This is a genomic window from Domibacillus sp. PGB-M46, from assembly GCF_022668875.1.
Lineage (GTDB): Bacteria > Bacillota > Bacilli > Bacillales > Domibacillaceae > Domibacillus.
The window spans coordinates 89,552-113,628 of the sequence record NZ_JAKGCR010000007.1 but is presented as its reverse complement, the minus strand read 5'-3'; the positions used below and the strand labels follow the sequence as shown (position 1 = coordinate 113,628).

28 protein-coding genes and 2 riboswitches are annotated in these 24,077 nt (G+C 47.4%); of the genes, 22 read left to right on the top strand and 6 right to left on the bottom strand.

The genetic code is table 11. The annotated features are described in order from the left end of the window. Nucleotides 1-67: 67 nt before the first annotated feature. Nucleotides 68-169, top strand: a riboswitch (SAM riboswitch). 71 nt (nucleotides 170-240) lie between these two features. The 4 genes from L2D08_RS11265 to pabC all read left to right on the top strand — a co-directional run bounded on the left by L2D08_RS11265 (nucleotide 241) and on the right by pabC (nucleotide 3,598). Continuing rightward, on the top strand, nucleotides 241-753 hold the full coding sequence (locus tag L2D08_RS11265) for a class I SAM-dependent methyltransferase (protein WP_242233874.1): 513 nt from the start codon (nucleotides 241-243) through the stop codon (nucleotides 751-753). A 63-nt stretch (nucleotides 754-816) separates the two neighbouring features. Beyond that, nucleotides 817-2,190: an anthranilate synthase component I family protein gene (locus tag L2D08_RS11260; protein ID WP_242233873.1), complete on the top strand. Its 1,374-nt coding sequence runs from the start codon at nucleotides 817-819 to the stop codon at nucleotides 2,188-2,190. Next, nucleotides 2,187-2,777: an aminodeoxychorismate/anthranilate synthase component II gene (gene pabA, locus L2D08_RS11255; protein ID WP_242233872.1), complete on the top strand. Its 591-nt coding sequence runs from the start codon at nucleotides 2,187-2,189 to the stop codon at nucleotides 2,775-2,777. Before L2D08_RS11260 ends, pabA begins: the two co-directional genes overlap by 4 nt. Then, entirely contained in the window at nucleotides 2,762-3,598 is an 837-nt protein-coding gene (gene pabC, locus L2D08_RS11250) for an aminodeoxychorismate lyase (RefSeq protein WP_242233871.1), read from the top strand. Before pabA ends, pabC begins: the two co-directional genes overlap by 16 nt. On the opposite strand, the gene L2D08_RS11245 is transcribed toward pabC, so the two are convergent. Further along, nucleotides 3,567-3,902: a YflT domain-containing protein gene (locus tag L2D08_RS11245; RefSeq protein ID WP_242233870.1), complete on the bottom strand. Its 336-nt coding sequence runs from the start codon at nucleotides 3,900-3,902 to the stop codon at nucleotides 3,567-3,569. The two genes, pabC and L2D08_RS11245, sit on opposite strands and share 32 nt — an antisense overlap. 113 nt (nucleotides 3,903-4,015) lie before the next feature. On the opposite strand from L2D08_RS11245, the gene rraA reads away from it, so the two are divergent. Then, nucleotides 4,016-4,498 carry a ribonuclease E activity regulator RraA gene (gene rraA / locus L2D08_RS11240; protein WP_242233869.1) on the top strand — a complete coding sequence of 161 codons (483 nt, stop codon included), beginning with the start codon at nucleotides 4,016-4,018 and terminating at the stop codon, nucleotides 4,496-4,498. A gap of 102 nt (nucleotides 4,499-4,600) precedes the next feature. Here rraA and L2D08_RS11235 read toward each other — a convergent pair whose 3' ends face one another. Continuing rightward, on the bottom strand, nucleotides 4,601-4,777 hold the full coding sequence (locus L2D08_RS11235) for a hypothetical protein (protein WP_242233868.1): 177 nt from the start codon (nucleotides 4,775-4,777) through the stop codon (nucleotides 4,601-4,603). Nucleotides 4,778-4,910: 133 nt separating this feature from the next. Beyond that, a riboswitch (cobalamin riboswitch) is annotated at nucleotides 4,911-5,097 on the top strand. 106 nt (nucleotides 5,098-5,203) lie between these two features. Here L2D08_RS11235 and L2D08_RS11230 point away from each other — a divergent pair. The 15 genes from L2D08_RS11230 (at nucleotide 5,204) to L2D08_RS11160 (ending at nucleotide 19,021) form a co-directional block, all read left to right on the top strand. Beyond that, entirely contained in the window at nucleotides 5,204-6,166 is a 963-nt protein-coding gene (locus L2D08_RS11230; protein WP_242233867.1) for an ABC transporter substrate-binding protein, read from the top strand. Next, nucleotides 6,150-7,187, top strand: a complete 1,038-nt coding sequence (locus L2D08_RS11225; RefSeq protein WP_242233866.1) for a FecCD family ABC transporter permease — start codon at nucleotides 6,150-6,152, stop codon at nucleotides 7,185-7,187. Before L2D08_RS11230 ends, L2D08_RS11225 begins: the two co-directional genes overlap by 17 nt. Continuing rightward, nucleotides 7,187-8,656, top strand: a complete 1,470-nt coding sequence (locus L2D08_RS11220; RefSeq protein ID WP_242233865.1) for an adenosylcobinamide amidohydrolase — start codon at nucleotides 7,187-7,189, stop codon at nucleotides 8,654-8,656. The genes L2D08_RS11225 and L2D08_RS11220 overlap by 1 nt, the downstream gene beginning before the upstream one ends. Then, nucleotides 8,653-9,615, top strand: a complete 963-nt coding sequence (cbiB, locus tag L2D08_RS11215) for an adenosylcobinamide-phosphate synthase CbiB (RefSeq protein ID WP_242233864.1) — start codon at nucleotides 8,653-8,655, stop codon at nucleotides 9,613-9,615. Before L2D08_RS11220 ends, cbiB begins: the two co-directional genes overlap by 4 nt. Next, on the top strand, nucleotides 9,590-10,660 hold the full coding sequence (cobD, locus tag L2D08_RS11210; protein ID WP_242233863.1) for a threonine-phosphate decarboxylase CobD: 1,071 nt from the start codon (nucleotides 9,590-9,592) through the stop codon (nucleotides 10,658-10,660). The genes cbiB and cobD overlap by 26 nt, the downstream gene beginning before the upstream one ends. Beyond that, nucleotides 10,657-11,199, top strand: a complete 543-nt coding sequence (locus tag L2D08_RS11205; protein WP_242233862.1) for a bifunctional adenosylcobinamide kinase/adenosylcobinamide-phosphate guanylyltransferase — start codon at nucleotides 10,657-10,659, stop codon at nucleotides 11,197-11,199. Before cobD ends, L2D08_RS11205 begins: the two co-directional genes overlap by 4 nt. After that, nucleotides 11,187-12,644 (top strand): cobyric acid synthase, encoded by a 1,458-nt coding sequence (locus tag L2D08_RS11200; RefSeq protein WP_242233861.1) that lies wholly within the window; start codon nucleotides 11,187-11,189, stop codon nucleotides 12,642-12,644. Before L2D08_RS11205 ends, L2D08_RS11200 begins: the two co-directional genes overlap by 13 nt. Next, a complete protein-coding gene (gene cobS, locus L2D08_RS11195; RefSeq protein WP_242233860.1) occupies nucleotides 12,641-13,417 on the top strand; it encodes an adenosylcobinamide-GDP ribazoletransferase in 777 nt (258 codons plus the stop codon). Before L2D08_RS11200 ends, cobS begins: the two co-directional genes overlap by 4 nt. Beyond that, nucleotides 13,375-13,986 (top strand): histidine phosphatase family protein, encoded by a 612-nt coding sequence (locus L2D08_RS11190; protein WP_242233859.1) that lies wholly within the window; start codon nucleotides 13,375-13,377, stop codon nucleotides 13,984-13,986. The genes cobS and L2D08_RS11190 overlap by 43 nt, the downstream gene beginning before the upstream one ends. Beyond that, nucleotides 13,938-14,363: a bifunctional adenosylcobinamide kinase/adenosylcobinamide-phosphate guanylyltransferase gene (locus L2D08_RS11185; RefSeq protein WP_242233858.1), complete on the top strand. Its 426-nt coding sequence runs from the start codon at nucleotides 13,938-13,940 to the stop codon at nucleotides 14,361-14,363. Before L2D08_RS11190 ends, L2D08_RS11185 begins: the two co-directional genes overlap by 49 nt. Beyond that, nucleotides 14,360-14,947: a cob(I)yrinic acid a,c-diamide adenosyltransferase gene (locus L2D08_RS11180; protein ID WP_242233857.1), complete on the top strand. Its 588-nt coding sequence runs from the start codon at nucleotides 14,360-14,362 to the stop codon at nucleotides 14,945-14,947. The genes L2D08_RS11185 and L2D08_RS11180 overlap by 4 nt, the downstream gene beginning before the upstream one ends. Next, nucleotides 14,944-15,432 (top strand): ECF transporter S component, encoded by a 489-nt coding sequence (locus L2D08_RS11175; protein ID WP_242233856.1) that lies wholly within the window; start codon nucleotides 14,944-14,946, stop codon nucleotides 15,430-15,432. Before L2D08_RS11180 ends, L2D08_RS11175 begins: the two co-directional genes overlap by 4 nt. Further along, nucleotides 15,425-16,099 (top strand): ATP-binding protein, encoded by a 675-nt coding sequence (locus L2D08_RS11170; protein WP_242233855.1) that lies wholly within the window; start codon nucleotides 15,425-15,427, stop codon nucleotides 16,097-16,099. The genes L2D08_RS11175 and L2D08_RS11170 overlap by 8 nt, the downstream gene beginning before the upstream one ends. Before the next feature lie 247 nt (nucleotides 16,100-16,346). Beyond that, entirely contained in the window at nucleotides 16,347-16,796 is a 450-nt protein-coding gene (locus L2D08_RS11165; RefSeq protein WP_242233854.1) for a DUF6376 family protein, read from the top strand. 155 nt (nucleotides 16,797-16,951) lie between these two features. Continuing rightward, nucleotides 16,952-19,021, top strand: coding sequence for an amidase family protein (locus tag L2D08_RS11160; protein ID WP_242233853.1), 2,070 nt, complete (start codon nucleotides 16,952-16,954; stop codon nucleotides 19,019-19,021). A 48-nt stretch (nucleotides 19,022-19,069) separates the two neighbouring features. Here the strand turns inward: L2D08_RS11160 and trhA are convergent, their stop codons facing one another. After that, entirely contained in the window at nucleotides 19,070-19,714 is a 645-nt protein-coding gene (gene trhA, locus L2D08_RS11155) for a PAQR family membrane homeostasis protein TrhA (protein WP_242233852.1), read from the bottom strand. Nucleotides 19,715-19,852: 138 nt separating this feature from the next. On the opposite strand from trhA, the gene L2D08_RS11150 reads away from it, so the two are divergent. Further along, nucleotides 19,853-20,404 (top strand): DUF1836 domain-containing protein, encoded by a 552-nt coding sequence (locus tag L2D08_RS11150; RefSeq protein ID WP_242233851.1) that lies wholly within the window; start codon nucleotides 19,853-19,855, stop codon nucleotides 20,402-20,404. Between the two features lie 77 nt (nucleotides 20,405-20,481). On the opposite strand, the gene L2D08_RS11145 is transcribed toward L2D08_RS11150, so the two are convergent. The 3 genes from L2D08_RS11145 to cidR all read right to left on the bottom strand — a co-directional run bounded on the left by L2D08_RS11145 (nucleotide 20,482) and on the right by cidR (nucleotide 22,443). After that, nucleotides 20,482-20,856, bottom strand: coding sequence for a hypothetical protein (locus tag L2D08_RS11145; protein WP_242233850.1), 375 nt, complete (start codon nucleotides 20,854-20,856; stop codon nucleotides 20,482-20,484). A 13-nt stretch (nucleotides 20,857-20,869) separates the two neighbouring features. Next, nucleotides 20,870-21,400, bottom strand: a complete 531-nt coding sequence (locus L2D08_RS11140; protein ID WP_242233849.1) for an acyl-CoA thioesterase — start codon at nucleotides 21,398-21,400, stop codon at nucleotides 20,870-20,872. Between the two features lie 146 nt (nucleotides 21,401-21,546). Further along, entirely contained in the window at nucleotides 21,547-22,443 is an 897-nt protein-coding gene (cidR, locus tag L2D08_RS11135; RefSeq protein ID WP_242233848.1) for a cidABC operon transcriptional activator CidR, read from the bottom strand. An 80-nt stretch (nucleotides 22,444-22,523) separates the two neighbouring features. Here cidR and L2D08_RS11130 point away from each other — a divergent pair, with 80 nt between their 5' ends. Then, nucleotides 22,524-23,921 carry a sigma-54 interaction domain-containing protein gene (locus L2D08_RS11130; protein WP_242233847.1) on the top strand — a complete coding sequence of 466 codons (1,398 nt, stop codon included), beginning with the start codon at nucleotides 22,524-22,526 and terminating at the stop codon, nucleotides 23,919-23,921. The last annotated feature ends 156 nt before the right edge of the window (nucleotides 23,922-24,077 follow it).

Sequence of the window (24,077 nt, the reverse complement as noted above, 5' to 3'; positions counted from 1 at the left end):
ACATGGTTGACAGGTAAAATGAAACATGTCATAATCCTCCTTAACAAATAAACGGACAATTGCATACATCTTATCAAGAGCAGGTAGAGGGACAAGCCCTATGACACCCGGCAACCGACCTATTGCAGGCACGGTGCTAATTCTTGCAGCGAAAGCTGAGAGATAAGAAGACTAACTAGAAAACCTTTCTTCTTATTTCGTGAAGAAAGGTTTTTTTATTTTAAAAAGGAGGCGTCGGTCATGACCGTCAAAAACAAAACAGACAAGCCGTTAAAGATTGAACAAGGAAATTTATATACTACTATTCGACCTCAGCAGGGAGAGCGTGTCATGATTATCGGCGGCTCTGAAACGCTGACAGCGCGGTGTTCAGACGCGGGAGCAGCCGTTTTGCCGGTCGTTTCGTTTGCGCAGGTTCAGCACCACAAATTTGATACAGTAGCAGCGCCGCTGTCTGTTCATCCGTATGCGGACGGAGCACAATGGACCGCTAAAGCCTATGAAGCGTTGAAGGAAGAGGGCCGGTTTGTTGCGGATTTTGCAGAATCAAGCTCTCTGCCTTCGGCATCAGACTACCCATACGCCGAATCACTTGCCGGTTACTGGGAGAGACTAAAAGCGGCCGGCTTTTCCACGATCTTATTTCAGCAGATGTCCGCCAAGTCAGCACAAGAAGCTGTATTAAACGGCTGGACAGAACTTGTATCGTCTAAATATCCCGTTACGGTCAATCGTTTTATCGCTGTGAAATAACATTTTCAAAATGGGTGCCGCCGTATTATGATAAGGGCAACAACATGCGAAAGGTGGCACCACGTGAACATTTTTTACCGAAAAACGTCATATACACATGAACAATTTTTTCATCAATATACAGTACTTTCAAAAAATGAGTCCCATCATGCACTGCTTGAAAGCGGCCGAGGCGGCCGCTATAGCTTTGCGGGTATTCAGCCTTCCGCCATCGCGGTTTCCGCTGAAGAAGGACTTGTTGTAAAAAAAGATGGGAAAGAGAAGCGGATAGCCGGCAATCCGGTTCATGCGCTTGTTTCGCTTCTTGACGAACGCAAAGTAGCGAGGAAGGATGGGCTGCCGGATTTTCAAGGCGGCGCTATTGGCTGGATCAGCTATGACTATGTCCGGTTTATCGAAGATCTGCCGGATCATGCTGAGGATGATACTGGCCTGCCGGATACATGCTTTTTGTTTTTTGATCAGTGGGCGGCGTTTGATCATCACACGAATGAGCTTTTTGTAATGCAGCTTGCCGAAACGGAAGAAGGACTGGATGAGTGGTTTGAAGCATGGTGTGACCCAGCGGAACCGATAGATTGGACATCTGGACAGGGAACGGATAAAACAGACGTTTCTTTCCCGGAGGAACAGTTTAAAGAAGCGGTTGAACGGATTCGTGAATATATTGCGGCAGGAGATGTGTTCCAGGTGAATTTATCGGTTCGCCGTGCCCGTCCTCTCACCGTACCGCCGCTTGCTGTGTACGCGGCGCTTCGCAACTTGAATCCTTCTCCTTATATGGCTTATATTCAAACACCGGACTTTCAAGTCGTTTCCGGCTCGCCGGAGCTGCTGGTGAAAAAAAGCGGACAGAAGCTGTCAACCCGGCCGATTGCCGGGACGCGTTCACGCGGTAAGGATGACGCTGAGGATGAGCGTCTTGCAAAAGAGCTCATCGACAATGAAAAGGAACGAGCTGAGCACGTAATGCTTGTGGATTTGGAGCGCAATGACCTGGGCCGTGTTTCCCGCTACGGCTCTGTTCATGTGGATGAATTTATGGTCATCGAAAAGTATTCACATGTCATGCACATTGTGTCTAATGTATGCGGAGAGCTGGCGGAAAAGAAAACAAATGCTGATGTGATTGATGCTGTTTTCCCAGGCGGAACCATTACCGGCGCGCCAAAAGTGCGGACGATGGAAATTATTGAAGAGCTTGAACCGGTACGCCGCGGCATTTATACAGGCTCCATCGGCTGGATTGGCTATAACGGAGACATGGAACTAAACATTGTCATTCGTACCATGCTTAGTGCAGGCGGCTATGGTTATGTCCAGGCCGGTGCAGGCATTGTCATTGACTCAAAGCCGGAATATGAATACAAAGAGTCGCTGAAAAAAGCAGCCGCCATGTTAAAGGCGATGGAACTTGCGGAGGATGCACACACATGATTTTGATGATTGATAATTATGATTCGTTTACGTATAACCTTGTTCAATATCTTGGAGAACTTGGTGAGGATCTGGTTGTTCGGCGGAATGATGAAATAACCGTTGCCGCCATTGAGGAGATGAAACCGGATTTTGTGATGATCAGCCCGGGACCGTGCACACCGAATGAAGCGGGGATCAGCTTGGAGACAGTCGAAAAGCTATCAGGCCGGGTTCCACTTTTTGGGGTTTGTCTTGGCCAGCAGTCGATTGCACAAAGCTTCGGCGGTGATGTTGTGCGCGCTGAGCGGCTGATGCACGGCAAGACGTCGCCTGTTTTTCATGATGGCAAAACCATTTTCAAAGGACTGCCAAGCCCATTTCGGGCAACCCGTTATCATTCACTGATTGTAAAAAGAGAGACACTGCCGGACTGCTTTGAGATATCGGCCTGGACAGAAGAAGGTGAAATTATGGCCATCCGCCATAAAACACTCGCGGTGGAAGCGGTCCAGTTTCATCCAGAGTCTATTATGACCGAATATGGAAAAGAAATGCTGCAAAACTTTATGGATACGTACAAGGAGCGGCCATGTTCACATACGTAAATGGACAGGTTATCCCGAACAGCGAAGTGCGTATTTCTCCGTTTGACCATGGATTTTTATACGGTGTCGGCGTATTTGAAACGTTTCGCACATATGACGGAGCGCCTTTTTTACTCGACGAGCATCTAAACCGGCTCAATCGAAGCTTGCAGGAGCTTCATATTGATCTGCACGTTGTGCGTGAAGAAGTGCTGGATATTTTAGCGCAGCTGGAAGAAGCAAATGGATGGCGCGATGCGTACATCCGCTTTAATGTGTCAGCCGGAGAAGGAGACATTGGGCTGCAGACCGCTCCATATCAAAAACCAAATGTGATCGTGTTTCAAAAAAAGGTGGCATCCGCCGGGCCAATGACCGAAAAAAGGGGTGTTTGGCTCCAAACGAGGCGGAACCGTCCGGAAGGTGAAAGCCGGCTGAAATCCCATCATTATCTAAATAATATTTTTGGAAAAAGGGAAGCCGGGAGTGATCCTTCTATAGAAGGGATATTTTTGACCGAAGACGGGTTTGTCGCAGAAGGCGTAGTATCGAATATGTTTTGGATTAAAAAAGGAACACTGTATACGCCAGCGCTCCAAACAGGTATTTTGGGCGGCGTTACCCGCCGGTTTGTCATGGATATTGCCCGTGATACAGGTCTCCGCGTTGAGGAAGGCCTATACACGCCGGCCGAGGCAGAAGCGGCGGATGAAGTGTTTGTGACCAATTCCATTCAAGAAATCGTACCATTGCGGGCACTTGGTGAAAAGGCATTTCCGGGTGCTGCCGGCGAAGCAGTGCAGCTATTATTTAAGCAGTACCGGCGTGCTGTTCGTCAGTGACGAGCAGCACTTTTTCTTTTGCGAGCCCTTCATGGTATTTTTCCGCATCTTCTTCGGATAAGCCGAAATCAATGAGTGCATCTTTGACCGGCTTTTCACGGGTGAAAATTGATTTTACTTTTTCTTTTAAGGAAGGACCGGCTGTTTCTACGTTTGCTTCCGTCCGATTTTGGATGGTTAAGTATACATCGGCATCCTTTGTAAGGGCTGTTATTTTAGCGGGATCATATCCTTCTACTTTTAAATCTTCTATTTTACGAATCACATCAATTTCTCCATCAAATAAGCCAATTACCTGTTTCATGATAAACCTCCCTGCAAAATGAATTATCATTCTTTTCCCTGGGTTTTCTTCATGAAAACCTGAAGGGATCAATTAGGTTTTGTCGAACCTAAAGGAAAAGGGAGATGATAAAGGTGATTAAAACAGCTGATTTATGTGATCATTATGCAGAAGAACTCATGCTCGTCGGACTTGAGCTGAAGTCATACGGGGGGAGAAAGCAATTTCATGGGCCTATTTCAACCGTGCAGGTATTTGAAGACAATGTACTTGTAAAGCAGGCGCTGCAGACGATTCCGTCCGGGCATGTTCTTGTGGTGGATGGAGGCGGCTCAAAAAACTGTGCACTTGTTGGCGATTTGCTAGGTGCGATCGCGGAAGAAAGAAAACTTGCAGGCATCATTATCAATGGCTGTGTGCGTGATACAGCAGAGCTTGCCAAACAAAATATCGGTGTTTTAGCCCTCGGCAGCAACCCGTTTAAAAGCGTGAAAAAAGGCGAGGGAGAAAGGGACATTTCGGTCACATTTGGCGGCGCTGAATTTGTGCCGGGGCAATATGTGTACGCAGATGAAGACGGCATTCTGATCGCTGAAAAACCGGTACACGAAAAGTAAAGTTCGGAAGTGGATCGTTTTTCTTCCTTATTATTATCTTTTTTAAACGTGCAGAAAAACGGCTCCAACCTATTGTTTATGCTGGAGCCGTTTTTTTTCTTTTTAAAGTTTGTCATCATGTGAAGGGTCACGATGATTAATAAATTGGCCCTCTTCATCTGGCGGCCTGTCAACTTTAGGCGCATCGGCAGGATAGGATGAGCCTCGGATAAAGCGGATTAGGATAAAACCTGCAATGATGATGACGGCCAAAATCAGAAAGACTGTTAGTCCGTTCATGAAGCCCGCCTCCTTTATTTCTTCTCTTCCACTTATTTTAAACAATAAACCTTTATCTCACTCTCTAAAACGGAATATTCAAAAAGTATTCAGTTTCGACTCTTCTTCGGGTATAATGAGCGATGACGGAAAACATATAGGAAATGAGCAAGGTGAAGCCGCTTTGTGCGGATTCTGAAAAGGGAAGCTGGTGAAAGTCCAGCGCGGTCCCGCCACTGTAAATGGGAGTATCCGGCAGACTTGCCACTGTGCAAAAGCACGGGAAGGCGCCGGGTGCGATGAACATAAGCCAGGAGACCTGCCTTGCTCATGCACCAAAAACCTGCGCGGATAGGTGGTGTGACGAACCCTGGTTTCGGGTTCTTCACGCGCCTTTTTTTAAACAGAGGTGCTTTTTTTTGTGTGTTAAAAAAGGAGGAAATACAAATGAAAAAAACGTGGATCACACTTGGACTATCAGCAGCACTCTTAGCAGGCTGCGGAGGCGGGGAAGAAAAAAAGACTGATACAGCCAAAGAAAATGAGCCGGCGAAGGAAACGGCTGCTTTTCCTGTGACCGTTACAGATGCAGAAGGAACAAAAGTAGAAATTGAAGAAGCACCGGATAAAATAGTTTCTTTAATTCCAAGCAATACAGAAATCGCTTTTGAATTGGGGCTTGGTGATGAAATTGCCGGTGTATCTGATTTTGACAATTATCCGGAAGAAGTAGCACAAAAAGAAAAAATCGGCGGTTCGGAATTTAATGTAGAAAAAATTATCGGTCTTGATACTGATTTAGTGCTTGCTCATGCTTCAAGTGCTCATAATTCAAAAGAAGGGCTTCAGCAGCTCCGGGATGCCGGTATCGATGTGCTTGTTGTAAATGATGCGCAAAATTTTGAACAAGTATACGATTCGATTGAAATGATTGGTGAAGCAACGGGTAAAAAGAAAGAAGCAGATGCAGAAGTAAAGGAAATGAAAGAAGGGCTTGCTGAGATTGAAGAAAAAGCAAGCGGGATTAAAGGAGAAGACGAAAAGTCTGTTTATATCGAAGTGTCACCTGCGCCTAATCTTTTTACACCAGGGAAGAATACATTTATGAACGAAATGCTTGAGTTAATTCATGCAAATAATGCGATGAGCAGTCAGGCAGGATGGGCTCAGGTTTCAGAAGAAGCAGTTATTAAAGCAAATCCAGACGTAATTGTTACTACATACGGCTATTATACAGAAAATGCGGTAGAACAATTGATGGCACGCCAAGGCTGGTCTACAATCCCGGCTGTAGAAAATAAATCAGTCGTAGATGTAAACTCCGATCTTGTCAGCCGTCCCGGACCGCGTTTAGTAGAAGGTGTAGAAGCGCTGGCTGAAGCCGTATATCCAGATGTTTTCACACAGTAAAAAATGGGTGTATCCGGCCGCTCTGCTATTTCTTGTTTTCTCTGTTTTTACAGGAATTGCAGTTGGCTCTATTCACATCCCATTTATGCAAATTGCCATTATCCTCTCTCATCATACATTTGGGACAAGTCTTAATGGCATAGATGAAGCTTTCCATAATATTGTCTGGAAAATTCGTCTTCCACGCGTAATGCTTGCCGGACTTGTCGGTGCCTCGCTTTCTATTGCGGGTGCTTCATTTCAAGGGTTGCTCCGTAACCCGCTGGCAGATCCTTATACGCTTGGTGTTTCATCAGGGGCGTCTCTTGGTGCGGTAATGGTGCTATTTTTTGGCTGGGCTCTTCCTTTTATAGGAAACTTTACGCTGCCTATCATTAGTATCGCAGCTGCGGTGTTGACTATTTTCTCTGTTCTTTTGTTTGCACGGATGATTGAGCAGTCAATGAAACTGGAGACGATTATTTTAACCGGTATTATTTTCAGTTCATTTCTTGGTGCTTTTATTTCTCTTATGATTGCTTTGACAGGAGATGAGCTCAGACAGATTATCGGCTGGCTGATGGGAAGTGTATCCATGCGTGGGTGGTCGTATATCAGCTTGCTGCTGCCGTTTTTTATAATCGGCTCTTGCTGGCTGATGTATTTGGCACCAGAATTGAACGCGATGTCATTCGGAGAGGAAAAAGCCCGGCATCTTGGCATTGATGTTCAACGAAAAAAAATGATGGTTATGATTGCCGGCTCGGTACTGACAGGCGCTGCTGTTGCAGTATCAGGGACGATTGGATTTGTAGGGCTTGTGATTCCCCATTTTGTCCGGCTTTTAATTGGACCAGATCATCGGCATTTGCTGCCAGTCTCGATGATTGCGGGAGCGGGTTTTTTAATTTTAGCAGATCTTGCCGCCCGTACGATCATTTCACCGACAGAGCTGCCCATTGGCGTCATTACATCGCTGATTGGTGCACCGGTATTTGCAATTATTTTAATGAACCGAAAAAGAAAAGGGGGCGTCGCGTGATGCTGCAAGTGAACGAGCTTTCAGGAGGATACGGAAGCGGGCTTATTGTCCGCGGCGTATCCTTTTCTGTTAAACAGGGAGAATTATTCGGTATTTTGGGGCCGAATGGAAGTGGTAAATCAACTTTACTGAATATGATCAGTGGTCTGATCAAGCCGGCTGCGGGAGAAGTTCTCATAAAGGGAAGACCGATTGATTCATACAGTCCGAAAGAGCTGGCGCGCATTGTAGCGGTTCTTCCGCAAATGACGTCCAGCCAATTTGCTTATACGGTAAAAGAAACGGTGTCGCTTGGACGGTACGCGCATCAAACCGGTTTTTTTAAATCATGGACCGAGCGGGACGAAGAAATGGTACAGGAAGCGATGCAGCGGACCGGAACAGCAGCATTTTCTGAAAAACCGCTGTCTGCCCTGTCCGGCGGTGAACGGCAGCGTGTTTTCCTTGCACAGGCACTGGCACAGGAGCCGGAAATTCTGCTGCTTGATGAACCGACCAACCATTTAGATCTGCCTTTTCAAAAAGACCTGCTCGATTTGCTGAAAAGAATGGCAGCAGATGGATTAACGGTCGTTTCCATTTTTCATGACTTAAATTTATCTTCTTTATACTGCGAGCGGCTGCTGCTTATGAACAAAGGAAGGATTCATGCGCTTGGCCAGCCGGTTGATCTAATGGTGGAGCAGGAAATTCGGGATGTGTACAGCACAGAGGTACAAAAGCAGCCGCATCCGGAAGTGCCAAAGCCGCAGATCAGTATCCTGCCGGAAAGGGTTCTGTCAAAAGAAGCCGTTGACATTGATGCGCATTTGCTTGAGCATCATGGCGGGCACCTGGTGCTTCGTTCACCCGTTCCTCTTAAATCGCTGTCATCCGGCGTGATTGGCGCCGGCTGGGGATGGCGGAGCACATTTGTAAACCGCCATGTGGACAAGCATTACAATATCGATAACTATGAGCAGGAAGCGGCTGCTTTTTTTATAGAAAATGGATTTAACCTGCAGGAAACAGTTGGAATGATGACGGCCGTTTATATGGAGGATGCAGCCTGGCGAAAAGAAGTGCAGGAAGATGCTTATGTTTTTGCGGTGGCAACAGCTGGTGCCGGCAATGCAGTAGATGTTACGCATCCGCGCAGCAGCTGGAAGCAGCATCCTGCGCCAGGAACGATCAATATATGGGTTTTTGTAAATGGAAAATTATCAGAAGAAGCTTTTGTCCAAGGGATTATGACAGCTACCGAGGCAAAAACAAAAGCGCTTGCGGATAGAGGAGTGTTGGATGTGAGTACGGGAACAACGGCAACGGGCACTTCAACAGATAGTATATTAATAGCAGCAACACAGAACGGTTCCTATCAGCAGTTTGCCGGATCGGTTACGCCGCTTGGCATTGCGATTGGCCGGGCGGTCTATCAATCAGTGACGGCGTCTCTTGAAAAAACAGCCCGCAGAAAGGGCGGCCTGTGATCGGGCATGCGGCGGCAATCGTCATCGCCCTGTTTCTGGACTGGCTTGTTGGTGATCCGCGCAGCTGGCCGCATCCGGTTAAATGGTTTGGCGCGCTGATTGCTTTGTTGGACAGAAAGTGGAATAAAGGAGCCCGCCGTTTCGAAAAAGGACTGGCTATGCTGGCCGTTGTTCTTTTCGTGACCGGTGTATGTTCATTTGGCGCGCTGGCACTCGCTGCCCGTCTTCATCCTTTTTTATCCATTGCTTTAGAAGCCGTCATGATCTGGGCATCAATTGCACCGCGAAGCTTGAAAGAAGCAGGAATGGATGTGTATCACCCGCTTATGGCCGGTGATATGAAGGAAGCGCGCCATAAGCTTTCGTGGATCGTCGGGCGTGACACGGAAAAGCTTGATGAAGGGGAAATTACGCGCGGGGCGGTAGAAACTGTCGCAGAAAATACATCGGATGGCGTGATCGCTCCGCTGTTCTGGGCAATGGTTGGCGGAGGCGGAGCTGCCCTCCTGTACCGTGCTGTCAATACGTGTGATTCGATGGTTGGGTATCGAAACGAACGGTACGGCAGATTCGGCACGGCATCTGCCCGTTTTGATGATATCGTTAATTTTATTCCTGCCCGTTTGACCGCCGTCCTGCTTATTTTAGCGGCCAAAAAGCCGCAGGGAGGACGGGGGTATGCATGGCATATCGTACGGCGCGATGCGAAAAAGCATCCATCGCCGAACAGCGGCTGGTGCGAAGCAGCTGTAGCGGGGCTGCTTCAAATTGAGCTGGGTGGATTAAATACATACAAAGGCATTGTGTCAGACCGTGCCCGAATGGGAGAGGCCATTCGCCCCCGCCGCGCGGAACACATTATCGAAGCCGCTAAATTAATGGAACGAGCTGCTTATTTATTTGTGCTGCTGTTCCTTGCAGGAGTGATCATTTATGAAGCTGCCATCACATGGGGCTAACCCCGGTCATTTATATGAGGCATCGGGTGTAGAAAAGCCGGAAAGCATGATAGATTTTAGTGTAAATACAAATCCGTATGGGCCGCCCCGCTGGCTCAAAGAAACATGGCCGTCCCTTTTTGAAGTGGTGGAAGACTATCCGGACCCGTCCGGTAAAGCAGCCAAAGCAGCCATTGCCGCCCGATTTTCCATTGGTTCGGGAAATCTTTTGCTCGGCAATGGAGCGGCCGAGATTATTCATTTTATTGCCCGCCATGCTGCCGGCCGCAAAGTGGTGATTGCGACGCCGGCTTTTTCTGAATATGAGGATGCCTGCCGGGCGTACGGCTGCGAGATTCGGCATGTGCCGGTTGACCCGGAAAATTGGGTGCTGCCAATTGAAGAACTGGCCGAGCAGGCAAAAGAAGCAGCCGTACTCTTTCTCTGCACGCCAAACAATCCAACCGGACAGGTGTTTCAAAGGGAAGAGCTTCTTGCACTGCTTCGCCAAACCAGCCGGTTTGGCACATGGGTTGTTGTGGATGAAGCTTTTTATGATTTTAACAGCGGGGAGTCTTTGGTCGCAGAGATTGCTTCGTTTCCTCATTTAGCGGTGCTGCATTCCATGACGAAAATGTACGCGGTTGCCGGCCTGCGCATCGGCTACGTGGCGGCTTCACAGGAAATCATTCATGCCCTTACACCTTACCAGCCTCACTGGAATGTAAATGCGATTGCGCTTCGGACCGCCGAAAGAATCGCGCAGGATACGCTCCATGCCGAGCAGACGAGAAAGTGGATTGAAGAGGAAAGGGATTGGATCGCAAGTGAGCTGGCGAAAGCAGGATTTATGGTTCTTCCATCTGCTGTAAATTTTTATTTACTGCGGGATCCGGCACTCGTTGACCAAAAGCCGCTGCTCCGCTTTTTGCTTGGGAAAGGTGTTGTCCTGCGCCATACAGAAAACTTTCGCGGGCTGGATGGAAAATGGCTTCGTTCTGCGGTCAAAGGAAGGGTGGAAAATGAGCAGCTGCTTACTGCTCTAAAGGAGTGGAAGGCACAATGATCGTTTTTATTACGGGAGGTGTCCGCAGCGGAAAAAGCAGCCTGGCTGAAAAGCTAGCGATGCAGCTGGCCTGTGAGGAAAGCCGGCTCGTTTATGCAGCATGCGGACAGCGGACAGACAGCGAAATGAAGGAACGTATCCGGCACCATCAAGATCGCCGGGCAAACTCAGGTGCCAGATGGACAACGGTGGAACAATCTGTTGACCTGGGCCAGATCAAGACAGCGCCGTCTGATATACTGCTGGTCGATTGTATTACGACGCTTTTGGCCGGTGAGTTTTTTCGTGAGGACAAGCCAGCCTCCGAAGCAGACAAACGAATCGTAAGTGATTTGCTTTCGCTGGCTGGCCGGACGCATGCGGTCGTTCTTGTTTCCAATGAGCTGTCATTCGAGCCGATGCCGGGTGAATTGACGGCGCAATATGCGAAAAAGCTCGGCATGGTTCACCAGCGGCTTGTACAGGAATGCGAGATTGCTATTTTAGTAGAGCATGGTATTCCCATTGTCAAGAAAGGCGGGATTTTATGCGCGGAGTGATGATTCAAGGAACCTCTTCCGATGCGGGAAAAAGCTTTATTGCGACGGCTCTTTGCCGTCTTCTTTTGCAAAAAGGATACCGGCCTGTTCCATTTAAGCCGCAAAATGTATCGAATAACTCCTATGTGACAGCTGACGGAAAAGAAATCGGCCGGGCGCAGGGACTGCAGGCCGAGGCGGCGGGCCTTGAGGCCAGTCCCTTCATGAATCCGCTGCTTTTAAAGCCTGCGGGCAATGGCTCGTCGGAAATTGTGCTATTTGGGGAAAGGCTTGAAGTCATGTCCGGCATGGCGTACAGAAAGTCCTATTATGAGCAGGCCATTTCCGCTATTCAAACAGGGCTCAAAGAAGCAGAAAAGCTGGGCGATACACTTGTGATTGAAGGTGCTGGCAGTCCTGTTGAAATGAATTTGAAAAAACGGGAAGTCGTGAACATGAAAACGGCGGAGCTTGCGGATGTGCCCGTTCTTTTAACAGCAGATATCGACCGCGGCGGCTTGTTTGCCTCGCTTGTCGGAACACTCGCTCTTTTAGAGGAAGAAGAACGCAGGAGGGTAAAAGGCATTATCGTAAACAGGTTTCACGGTGACCCTGCTTTCTTTGAAGACGGGAAAAAGTGGATCGAAGATTATACAGGTATCCCTGTTCTCGCGGTTCTTCCATTTTTGCCGGGGCATGCGCTTGAAGGAGAGGATTCTCTTTCGATCCGCAATGTAAACCGGGAAGGAGCCCAAATAGAGCTTGCTGTTATCCGTCTGCCGTACGTATCCAATGGAAGTGATATAGAACCGTTTGCATTTGAAGAAGATGTGAGTGTGCGCTGGGTGGGCAGTGCGGATACGTTTGGGCAGCCGGATGCTGTCATTATTCCAGGTACAAAAAGCGCTTTTGCGGATCTTCGCTTTTTAAAAGACACCGGCCTCGCCCAAAAAATCTGTTCCTTTGCGGAAAAAGGAGGAACGGTTATGGGCTTATGCGGCGGCTTTCAGCTCATGGGAAGAGAGCTGATTGATCCAGAAGGCCGTGACACCGGAGTGCCGGGTTCGATCGAACGAGCACTTAGCCTGATTCCGGCTGATACGGTATTCCAAAAGAAAAAAACGGTCATCCGTACAACAGGAACAGCGAATGGGATTCCGCTGTCCGGTTATGAAATTCACTTTGGCCGGACGACCGTAGACGGCCCGCCATTTTTAACGGGGGCTTCGCATGCGGACGGCTATCGTTCAGAAGATGGGCAGCTCTGCGGCACGTACTTACATCATTTATTTTACAATGATGCTTTTCGAGCCGACTGGCTGAATAGGCTTCGTCAGGCAAAGGGCCTGACGAAGCGGCCGCCGGCAGATATAAACCGGGATGGCACCTATGACCGGATTGCTGCTCATCTTGAGAAACATCTTGATTGGCCGGCGTTTGCGGCTATTTTGGAGGATCGGCAATGAAATCCTACTTATACGCTGCCGGGATCATCCTGCAGTTTTTTACGATCGTGCCTTTGCACCGAACTTTGCCCATGGAGCGGGCTGAGCGAAAAGCTGTTCTGCATTTACTGCCGCTGCTTGGTGTGGCGAAAGGATGTATCTATGCCGGCACTTTTTGGATGCTGCTGGAATGGAGTCCCTTTTCAGCGCTGTCCGCTGCGTTTCTTATCTGGCTGCTGCCCATTGCGTTGACCGGAGGACTGCATTTGGACGGATGGATGGACTGGGCAGACGCCCATTTTTCCTTTCGCGATAAGGAAAAGAGGCTTGCTATTTTAAAAGATCCCCATATGGGTGCATTTGGAGTCCTGGCCCTTGTTTTGCTTTTAGCGGCTAAGTTTCTATTTATTTACGAAACGGTGCGTGCTGGCAGTGCGTATACGTACAGCATCGTTCTTATCCCGTTTTTTGCACAGGCGCTGACCGGCCTTCTGCTTCAGTACGTACCGCCGGCGAAAGAAGAAGGCTTAGCCGCTTTTTTTCAACAAGGGCGTTCTGCTTCATTGCCGTTTGTCTATGGCTGTTTTTTCCTGGCGGTTGTGCTTGTTTATGCGCTTCACCCCATGTTTTGGGTAATGGCAGGTGCTTCGTTGATATATTTTATATGGATAAAAGGCGCCATGAAAAAAGAATTCGGCGGAATGACCGGAGATTTACTCGGTGCCTCACAGGAAGGAGCGGAACTGCTGTTATGGATGATTGTGTGGCTGTCGGTCTCTTTCGGCACGGGATAACAGAAGCAAACGAGAGGAAGCAATTTTGCGGCTGGACCGATGTGCCGCTCAGCGAAAGCGGGAGAGCGGCGCTTTGGCGGCCAATGGCAGAATATGACTGGATCGTAACAAGTGATTTAGTGCGCTGCAGGCAAACTGCCAAAGTGTTTTGGCCGCAGCCGCAAACCGTGTTCGACAAGCTGCGTGAGTTTCATTTTGGGGAGTGGGAAGGGAAAACGCATGTTGAGCTGGAGCATGAACCTGCTTATCAGCGCTGGCTTGAGGACTACTCTCTTCCAGTACCGGGCGGCGATTCGTATGCCTCCTTCGCCAAACGGGTGGAAGAAGGGTTTTGCGATGTATTAAACGAAATGGCTGAGCGGAACATCCAGCGTACGGCGCTTGTCACCCATGGCGGTGTGATCCGCCATTTATTATCAGTTTGGGCACCGGAAGCAAAAGGATTCGGTGAATGGACATCAGAAAACGGGCAGGGGTTCGAGCTTTCGGGAAGTCTGGCCGACATGAGGAGGGGGAAACGATGCACTTCGTTACGGGCGGTGCCTTTAATGGCAAAAAAAAATGGGTGACCGCTTTTTATAAGCTGGAGCAGACACCGCACCAGTGGCATTCGTTTTATAAAGAAAAGGAAGCACCTGAATTAAGGGAAGAAATCGTTGTACTGGAAGGGGTAGAGCGGTATATACGTGCCCTGCTGGAGCGGTCTGGAACACCGGAGGAAGCCCGGCTGCTGTTTCGAAAACAGCTGGAGAAGTGGCAAAAAGAAGACCGGACAGTGATTTTGATTGGGACGGATATTACAAAAGGCATTGTGCCAATGAATGCTTTTGACCGTTTTTTCCGTGATGCAGCGGGCTGGTGTTTTCAAGATACGGCAGCTGCCTCCAGGCGTGTAGACACCGTCTGGTATGGTATTGCCGAAACAATAAAGGAGGAAACAGAATGAGACTGTATACACGAACAGGCGACAAAGGAGAAACGAGCATTATCGGAGGGCGGGTTGGCAAAGACAATGTCCGGGTAGACGCCTATGGCACAGTTGATGAATTAAATTCGGTTGTCGGCATAGCGATGACTGAGCTTGATCCGGTTAAGTTTCATGATATTCTGGCGGATCTTGAAACCATTCAGCATGAATTGTTCGACTGTGGCGGCGATCTGGCCACGATCAACGGGAAGCGTGGTTTTAAGCTGCAGCAGGAATCGATTGATAACATGGAAGCAAAAATTGACACGTATATTCAGGAAGCGCCGGAGCTGGAACGATTTATCCTGCCGGGCGGCTCAAAAGGCTCTGCCCATATTCATTTGGCACGCACAGTAGCGCGCCGGGCGGAGCGTCTTGTTGTCGCGCTTATGCGCACGGGTGAAGAAGTGCACCCGGTGACGCTGAAATATTTAAACCGTTTGTCAGACTATTTCTTTGCCATTGCCCGTGTCATTAACTTTCGTGAAGGCGTGAAAGACGTGGAGTACGTGCGGAGCGCCAATGTTTTCCGGAAAGGAAAACGGAAAGAGGACAAATCATGAGAGCGGGAAAAGTAAGCTGGCTGGCGCTGTTTATTGCGCTGTCTGTGGCAGGCGGGATGATAAAAGTACCGGTACCTGTTTCGAGTGTGGCGCTTGATTCATTTCCGGCACTGATTGGTGCGGTTTTGCTGGGCCCGGCCGCAGGTGCCTTGATCGGTGCTTTTGGCCATATCGTCTCGGCGCTGTTCGGCGGCTTTCCGATGGGGCCGCTGCACGGGATTGTGGCAGTGGAAATGGCCGCCGTTATGTGGGTTTTCGGCCGGATATACCGGTCAGGCCGGAAATGGATTGCCCTGCCGGTCTTTGTCTTTTTAAATGGAATCGTGCTGCCGGCGCTGTTTATCCCCTTTATGGGTATGGTCTTTTATGTAAGCTCGGTACCGGCGATTGGAGTTGCTGCTTTGGCCAACGGTGCGGCCGCTTATATATTGCTTCCCCGCCTTGTACCCCTATTTAAGAAACGGTATGGCCATTTTTATGCGTGATGTGATTCGGACAAACGGTCTCATTATTGCTGCTGATAACAGCGGGGCTATTGGAGAAAAAGAGCATGATGCCGTCCGGGCTCCGTACGAAGTAGTTGGTTACTTTTCAGCCCGGGTTGCTTTAATGGAATGTATCGCTGCGGGCGGAGAGCCGTTTGCGGCAGTTCTTCATAATTTCTCCGGAGATGCGGCGTGGAAGGCGCTCGAGGAAGGGGTTCAGCGGGCAGCTGCTGAGCTTGGCTGTGCACTGGAGGTGACCGGCAGTACAGAATCAAACTTCAGCATGCTTCAGTCAGCTGCCGGCATGGTCATTATCGGTCGGGATGCTCGGGAAGCCGGCTGTGTAGAAGGAAGTGAAGTACAGTACGGTGTCGTTGGCAAGCCGCTCGTCGGCAATGAAGTACTGGAATGCGCAGAGGATGTAGCGCCTCTTGCTGTTTTTCACCAAATCGTCAAAATGGAAGGTGTCCGGGCTGTTTTGCCTGTCGGGTCAAAAGGAATTGCCTATGAACTTGAGCAGCTTTCCGGCAAAAAGGGTCGCTGCGAGCTGGATACCAAAAAATCAGCCGGACCATCTACTTGTTTTTTAGTTGCCTTTGAAGAAGGAACGGCACAGCGAATAGAAGAAGCAGCAGGGCGGCTTTACCGGCTGCATCTCGTTGAATAAGGCTGCCCGCAAACGTCCGCTTTCAGCGTCACTTGCCGTCTGCGAATATTCATGACCCGAAAAAGGTCAATCACTTCTCAGCCGGCGGCGTTCCTGGAAGAGCAGGCGTTTTCACTCAGCCTGCTTTCTTATTTTGTCTACACCCTCATTCACCGGCTCAAAGCTGGTGAATTTTTTGTGAAAAGAAATGAATCCATTTGCTTGTATCATTCGTATACTAGATAACGAAGAAACAGGAGGAAACGATATGATGTTAAAATGGGCCGCGGCTGCCGGGCTGTCTGCTATTCTATTAAGCGGGTGCAGCCTGCTCGACCAAGCCAATGATACGTTAACCTATGCCAATGATATATCAGGCTTTTTGGATGAAACACAGCAGTTTGCAAGTGATATTCCGGCGCTGCTTGAAAATGCTGCATCAAATCCGAACTTGATGGAGGATGCACAAGAAAAGCTTGAAAACATGCAGCAGGAAATTGACCAGGTACAGCAAATGGAAGCGCCGGTCATTGCGGAAAGCGTGCATGAAAAGCTCCTTGATTACAGTGCACAGCTTGAATCAGGTTTAAATGAAGTAAACAGCAAGCTCGAAAACGGTACACTTGACCCGGCTGCTCTTTTAGAAAATACAGAACTGTTAAAGACGATCCAGGAACTTCAGGAGCTCCGGAATAATATAGAAAAGCTCGGCCAGTAAAACAAGCGCAAATTGATTTGCGCTTGTTTTTTTATTTCCTCCCAATCAAGTAAAAAAGGCTTTTATTAAATCGTGTAAGGAAATATGACATGAAAAGAGAAATGAGAACTCGGATTTGCTAATTTAAAAAGTAGATAGCTAGAGGAGGAGATGGCATGAAGAAACAAAGTAAAACAGCAGCACTATTTACAGCAAGTATCACGATGGGGCTGAGCGTGTTTGCGACAACAGCGGGAGCCGAGTTTTCAGATGTAGAAGGACGGCTGGCAGCAGAAGTAACAGAAGCAAAAGAGCGTGGTTTAGTCAGTGGATACATAGATGGCACATTTAAACCGAAACAGGCTGTGACAAGAGGGGAATTTGCCCGGCTCGTTGTGGCTGTATACGAGTCAGCTGGTGGAGAGGAGCTCCCGGAAGGTTCCTCGAAAACATTTAAAGATGTTCCTGCTGCAAGCACATTAGGCCCTGCGATTTTAAAAGCGGCGGAAAAAGGCTGGATTGCCGGTTACAGTGATGGAACATTCCGGCCAAACGAGCCGGTTTCGCGCGAGCAGGCTGCCAGAATTTTAGCCGAAACCGCGGAGCTTGCGTCTGCAGCCGAATCGTTCGAGGATGTAAAGGATGAAGGGGCGTTCGCCGGTTCGATTGGAGCGGTTGAAAAAGCTGAATTTATGTATGGCGACACGAACGGCAAGTTCAATCCGGCCTTGCATATGACACGTGAACAATCTGCCGCAACCATTTTACGGCTGTTTCACTTTCTCCAAAAAGAACTGGTTGAGCAGTTCGATATAGAAGAAGCAACCATTGCTGAAATGAGTGCTGCGATGGAAGAAGGAGAATTGAGTTCAGAGGAGCTGGTCCGTTTTTATTTGGATCGTATCGAAAAGTTTGACCAGCAGGGGCCAAAGATCAACTCAATGATCTCCGTGAACGCACAAGCGATCGAAACCGCAAAACAGCTTGATAGAGAGCGGGCAGAAGGAAAAATTCGAGGAGCGCTGCATGGCATTCCTATTGTGTTAAAAGATAATTATGACACAGCCGATATGCCAACTACAGCTGGTTCCTTATCATTGGAAGGATCGATGGCACCGGATGATGCTTTCCAGACAGCGAAGCTGCGTGAGGAAGGTGCCGTCATTATCGGCAAAGCAAACCTGCATGAATTTGCTTTTGGGTTTAATACATACAGTTCATTGGGCGGGCAGACTTTGAATCCGTATGACTTAACACGTTATCCCGGCGGCTCAAGCGGTGGAACGGGTGCTGCTGTTGCTTCAAACTTTGCGGCAGCAGGACTGGGAACAGATACAGGCGGTTCGATTCGGGTACCGGCTTCTTTCAACAACCTGGTTGGAATCAGGCCGACAATGGGTCTTGCCAGCCGGGATGGCATTATTCCGCTTGCACTGACGCAGGACACGGGCGGGCCGCTGGCTAGAACTGTGGAAGACGCGGCTGTTGTGCTGGATGCAATTGTTGGTTACGATGAGGCGGATCCGATCACGGAAAAAAGCAATGGCCATATTCCGGACAGCTACACCGATTACCTGGATGAAGATGGGTTAAAAGGCGCGCGGATCGGCGTTGTCAAAGCTCTGTTTGGGGAAGACGAGCAGATTATTGAAGCGACCGAGCAGGCGATTGATGATATGGAAGCACTTGGAGCGGAAGTGGTAGACGTTACCATTCCAAACCTGGATAAAATTATGGCTTACCCAAGCTTAAGCTCTTATGAGTTTAAATTTCAATTAAATGATTATTTAGCGTCGCTTGGAGAAAATGCACCTGTAAAAACGCTGAGTGAGATTATCGCGAGCGGAAAATATCACCCTGCAATGGAAGAATCAATGAAAGCGCGGGATGCGAAAGTATCTCTAGAAGAAGATGCCACTTATCAGGACATCATCGTAAATCGTCCTAAAATGACGACTGGAAGTTTAATGGAAGTGTACGAAGAACAGGATATAGACGCTTTAGTGTATCCCACTTCGGCTATACTGCCGCAAAAAATTGGCGGTGATCAGGGCGGCGGGCCAAATCCTAAATTAAGCCCATTCTCAGGCTATCCAGCGATGTCGGTTCCAATCGGATTCAGTAATGAAGGACTGCCGATTGGCATGGAGATGCTTGGGACAGCGTTTAGCGAGCCGACACTGATCAAGCTTGCTTACTCGTATCAAGAAGGGACGGAACACCGTCAGGGACCAGACTTTGAATAAAACCGGACAAAACCACGGGACTCGCGAGCCCGTGGTTTTTTATTGAAATTAAAGGACGTAAAGAAACACACTCCAAAAGTGAGCGAGGCTGCCAAGCAAAATAAAAATGTGGAAAATTTCATGAAAGCCCATCTGTCCAAATTGCATCCAGGACGGCTTCAGACCATAAATGATGCCGCCGATCGTATAAAAAATGCCGCCAGCTACAAGCAGGACAAGACCGCCAGTTTCCATGCTTGAAGCAAGAGGGGAAAAAACAAACGCAGCCATCCAGCCCATGAATATATACAGAGCGGTTGACATCCATCTCGGGCAGGTAAACCAAATCATTTTAAACAAAATACCTAAAACAGCTGCGGCTAAGACAATCCAAAATAAAATCAACCCGGTCCGGCTATGCAGGCTGATTAAGCAAAAGGGTGCATAAGAGCCTGCGATGAGCACGAAAATCATCGAATGGTCCAAGCGCCTGAAAAAGGCAATCACCGCGTCAGACGCGATAACGGAGTGGTAAAGCGCAGAAGCTGAGTACAAAAGAATTAAGCTGATGCCAAAGGCCGATACAGCTAGAAGGGCGAGTGTAGAGCCGGTTGTAGAAGCCTTAAGCAGCATCGCAGCAAGAGCAGCTACAGATAAAAACGCTCCAAACCAGTGAGTAAGGGCATTGATTGGTTCGCGAATAAGAGAGGTCATGGACGTTCCTCCTGTTCTATGTAGTTTTAATAACTACATAACATAATACTTTTATTATGTTATATAGTCAAGTTTTACATGTGGAGGATATTCCCTTATAATAAAAGTAATATAACGATCTAAAAAGCAGGTGTTTATGTGGGAAAACTGACAGACGTTTTAAATGAACTTCATCTTGATAACCAGTTGACACCGGATAAGATACCGAGTATTGACTTATACATGGATCAGGTTATTCAATTATTCGAACGAACATTCGAAAGCTCGACGCGGAATGAAGAAGAAAAAGTATTAACAAAAACAATGATCAACAATTATGCAAAAGGAAAACTGTTGTTTCCTATTCAGCAAAAAAAGTATTCGAAAGAGCATCTGCTGCTGATCAGCCTCATTTACCAGCTGAAAGGGTCATTGTCGATCAATGATATTAAAACAACTCTCTCCGGTATTAATGAGCGGATCGGTGACATTGATTTGGATTCTTTCTATGAAGAATTTTTAACGGTAGCGGCTGATAATGTGAAGCATGGAAGGGCAGACATTGCCGGCCGGATCGAAGACATTACGGCTCGTACCGATGAGCTTGGCCAGATCATGCAGATCCTGGCTCTTGTTCATATGAGCAACATGTACCGCAAAACAGCAGAAAAGCTGGTCGATCAGCTGGCAGAAAAAAAGAATCTCTCGTAAAAAGGAGATTCTTTTTGCTTTTTGAATATAAGCCTGCTGAAAAACAAAAAAACCGGGAAGAGTTCTCCCGGTTCTGTTTATTTTACGCTTGATGCCCCGATAAGAGATTCAGGTGAACGGCCAAGAGCAAGCAGGCTGATTTTCGCATAGCCCGTGTCTTTAAATGAACGGAAAAGCTTTTTCAAGGCATCAATGTGCTCATCGTTTTTCAGCGTTTGAACTTCTTTTTTATAAAGGCGAAGCACAGAGCTGTATGGGATATTTGGGATGCAGTCATCAGAATTTTCGTCCATAATCAAGCAGCCCATATATTGATACTTTAACTGAAGTGAGCGTGTTAATCCGGCTACATGAACGAATTTTTCACAAAGAGCAGGATAAGAATCCTGCAAATCGGCAAGCGCTGTTTTCGCTTCTTTTAATTCATCAATACTGCACAATGTTGTAATCATTCTCGTTCCTCCTTTATCTGTCCCATGGTTTTTTAAGAGTCATGTATTCAGCAAGTTCTTTGCTTTTTGTTCTGCGGATTTTACGCATTTCCGCACGGTCTTTTGCTGTTTCAAATAAAAACTTTTCTTCTTCGGTTTCAGGAATAACGCCAGGTACTTCGACAGGCTTTTTATCCTCGCCAATAGCTACAAAGGTTAAAAAAGCAGTGGCTGCAATACGGCGTTCGCCTGTGCCGATATCTTCGGCAATCACTTTACAGAACACTTCCATTGATGTCCGGCCTGTATAAGTAACGAACGACTCAACGCAAACCGAATCCGTTTCACGAATCGAATCTAAAAAGTCGATGGAATCGGTTGAAGCAGTCACGCACTGTTTTACGCGAGAATGGCGTCTTGCGGACAGGCAGGCAGCGCTGTCGATTTTTTTCATCAGCACGCCGCCGAACAAAGTTTGATAATTATTTAAATCGCATGACAATACTTGGTCGGTATGTACAATACGGCTTTCACGTGTTTTGATCGCTTCTTTTACTGCGCTCATGGTTTTCAATCCTTCCATGTTGGAATCACGCTCTCAGTGTACGCCCGTTTACAATGTAAGTAAAATGGTTGTTTTTCATTTTCAGTATAGCTTTTATCTATGTAAATGTTTTCATTCATAAATAAACAGCATGAAAGGAAGCGGCTTCATTGGGTAGAGGCCGCTTTTGAAAGCTCTTTCTTAGTAAATGACAGCCACTCTTTGGCTGCATAGGATAAATATTGATTTTTTCTCCAAATAATAGCCAAATTCCAATTAATCGATGGATTGACCACTCTCACTGTACAAACGTGATCGCTTAAATGCCGGCATATGCTTTCTGGAAGAAGGGAAATGCCAAGCTTTGAAGCGACCATTTCTTCGATAAATGACCATTGTGAGCTTTCAGAAATCACACGGGGCTGGAATCCGGCATCATTGCAGGAAGAAATGATCCGATCGTTCAGCGCAAAGTCTTTATTAAATAAAATAAAGGATTCAGATGAAAGTGATGCCAGATCGATTTCCGCACATCCGGCAAGAGGATGGGATGTAGGGAGAATGAGCATTAAATCTTCTTCCATAAAGGCAAAGTGATGAAACAGTTCATCTTGTGTAGGGAGAACAATCACACCAACATCCAGCTCGTTTTGTTCCACGGCATCTTCAATAGATTTTGAACCTTCTTCTTTTAGCTGAAACGTAATACCAGGGTATTTTTCATGAAACAATCCGACGACCTTCAAAAAAAAGTGTGCATCAAAAATGGGCGGCAGGCCGATTCGAATGTGTCCAGTTTTCAGCTCCAGCAAATTATCAAGCTCGGTTTCCAGATTGCCAAATGCTTTGTTAACGAGCTTTGCCTGCTCCAATAAAATTTTGCCTGCGTCGGTGAGTACCAGTTTTTTGCGGGAACGGTCAAACAATTCCACGCCAAGCTCCGCTTCCAGGTTTTTAATCATCTTGCTGATAGTCGGCTGCGTGATAAACAAGTGATCGGCTGCTTTTGAAAAGCTGTTGAAATTTGAAACCTCGATAAAATATTGCAAGTGTTTAATATCCATTTGTTATTCATCCATTTCTTCCGTAGTCGCTCTATTTTTCATTTGATACAATAAAACAAAAAAACGGAGTAGTGATTGCGATGGACCATACGCATCTAGAACTTGAGCTTGAAGCGATATTGCATGCATCCAATGATAATATCATTGTAACGGATGGCAACGGAATTGTGTTGCGCGCTATCAAAAACAGCGATGAATTTTACGGAGAATCGTCGGAATCTATGATCGGCCGCTCCGTTTACGAGCTGGAACAAAAAAATATTTTTTCACCATCCGTTACCGTGAAAGTGCTTGAGCAGGGACAGGAAGTGCAGCTTATGCAAAAAACAGCGGTCGGGAAAACGATCATGGCGAAAGGCATTCCCGTATTTGACCGTGGGGGGAATATCGTCCGTGTAATCAGCCTTTCCCATGATTTAACAGAAATTCAAAAGCTCAAGGAAGATTATGAGAAGCTGCAGTCAAAAGTTGAACGTTACGAGTCGGAGATCGAAAAACTGCGCGAACAGGAAACAGCTTTTGACCGTCTCGCCACAAACAGCCCGAAAATGAGAAAAGCACGCGAAACGATGTGGCGTGTGGCTCCGAGTGAAGCAGCGGTTCTGCTTTCTGGGGAATCGGGAGTAGGTAAAACCATTTTTGCCCGGGCCATCCACCAGGAAAGCGGGCGGCATGACGGGGCGTTTATTGAAGTGAACTGTGGAGCTATTCCTGCAAGCCTGGCGGAATCGGAGATGTTTGGCTATGAGCCTGGTGCTTTTACTGGTGCAAGTCAAAGAGGCAAAAAAGGATTGATTGAATCTGCAGACAAAGGAACCTTGTTTTTGGATGAAGTCGGTGAGCTTTCGCTTGAAATGCAGGTGAAGCTGTTAAAAGTCCTTCAGGAAAAGGAAATTACAAAAATTGGAGCCATCAAAAGTACAAAAGTCGATTTCCGGCTCGTTGCTGCGACCAATCGTGACTTAAAACAGCTGGTGGAAAAAGGAGAATTCCGCGAAGATTTATTTTACCGCCTGCATGTTGTGCCGGTAGAAATTCCCCCGCTGCGTGAACGAAAAGAAGATTTTCCAATGCTCGTCGATCTGTTTTTAACACAGTTTAATCAAAAGTACAATAAAGCGCTGCGTCTTCATTCAGAAACAATGGCAAAATGTCTTTCATACCACTGGCCGGGAAATGTGCGGGAGCTTGAAAACACAATCGAACGCCTTGTTATTATGTCTGACCAGCCTGTGATTTCACCGGGCCTGTTGTCATTCCATATGGAAACACCTGATCAGCCTGAACAATGGTCTTCTCTCTCCCTGTTTGAGGAGGGAGGAAAAACACTAAAAGAAATGATCGCTGATGTGGAAACGCAATGGCTGCGGCAAGCAGAAAGAAAAGGGCTTTCCACTTACCAAATGGCAAAAACATTAGGGATCAGCCAGCCGACTGTTGTCCGCCGGCTTCAAAAAATAAAAACCGATTCAAAATGAATTAAATTAATTCATTTTGAATCGGTTTTTTCCTTTTTTGATTCATTTTGAATCAAAAGAAATAACAAACGCGAATGTATAGCACATCCGGCTGTTGGCACACTTCTTGCAATAAGTAAAACAAAGGAGATGCAAGATTTTACAAAAATATATTAA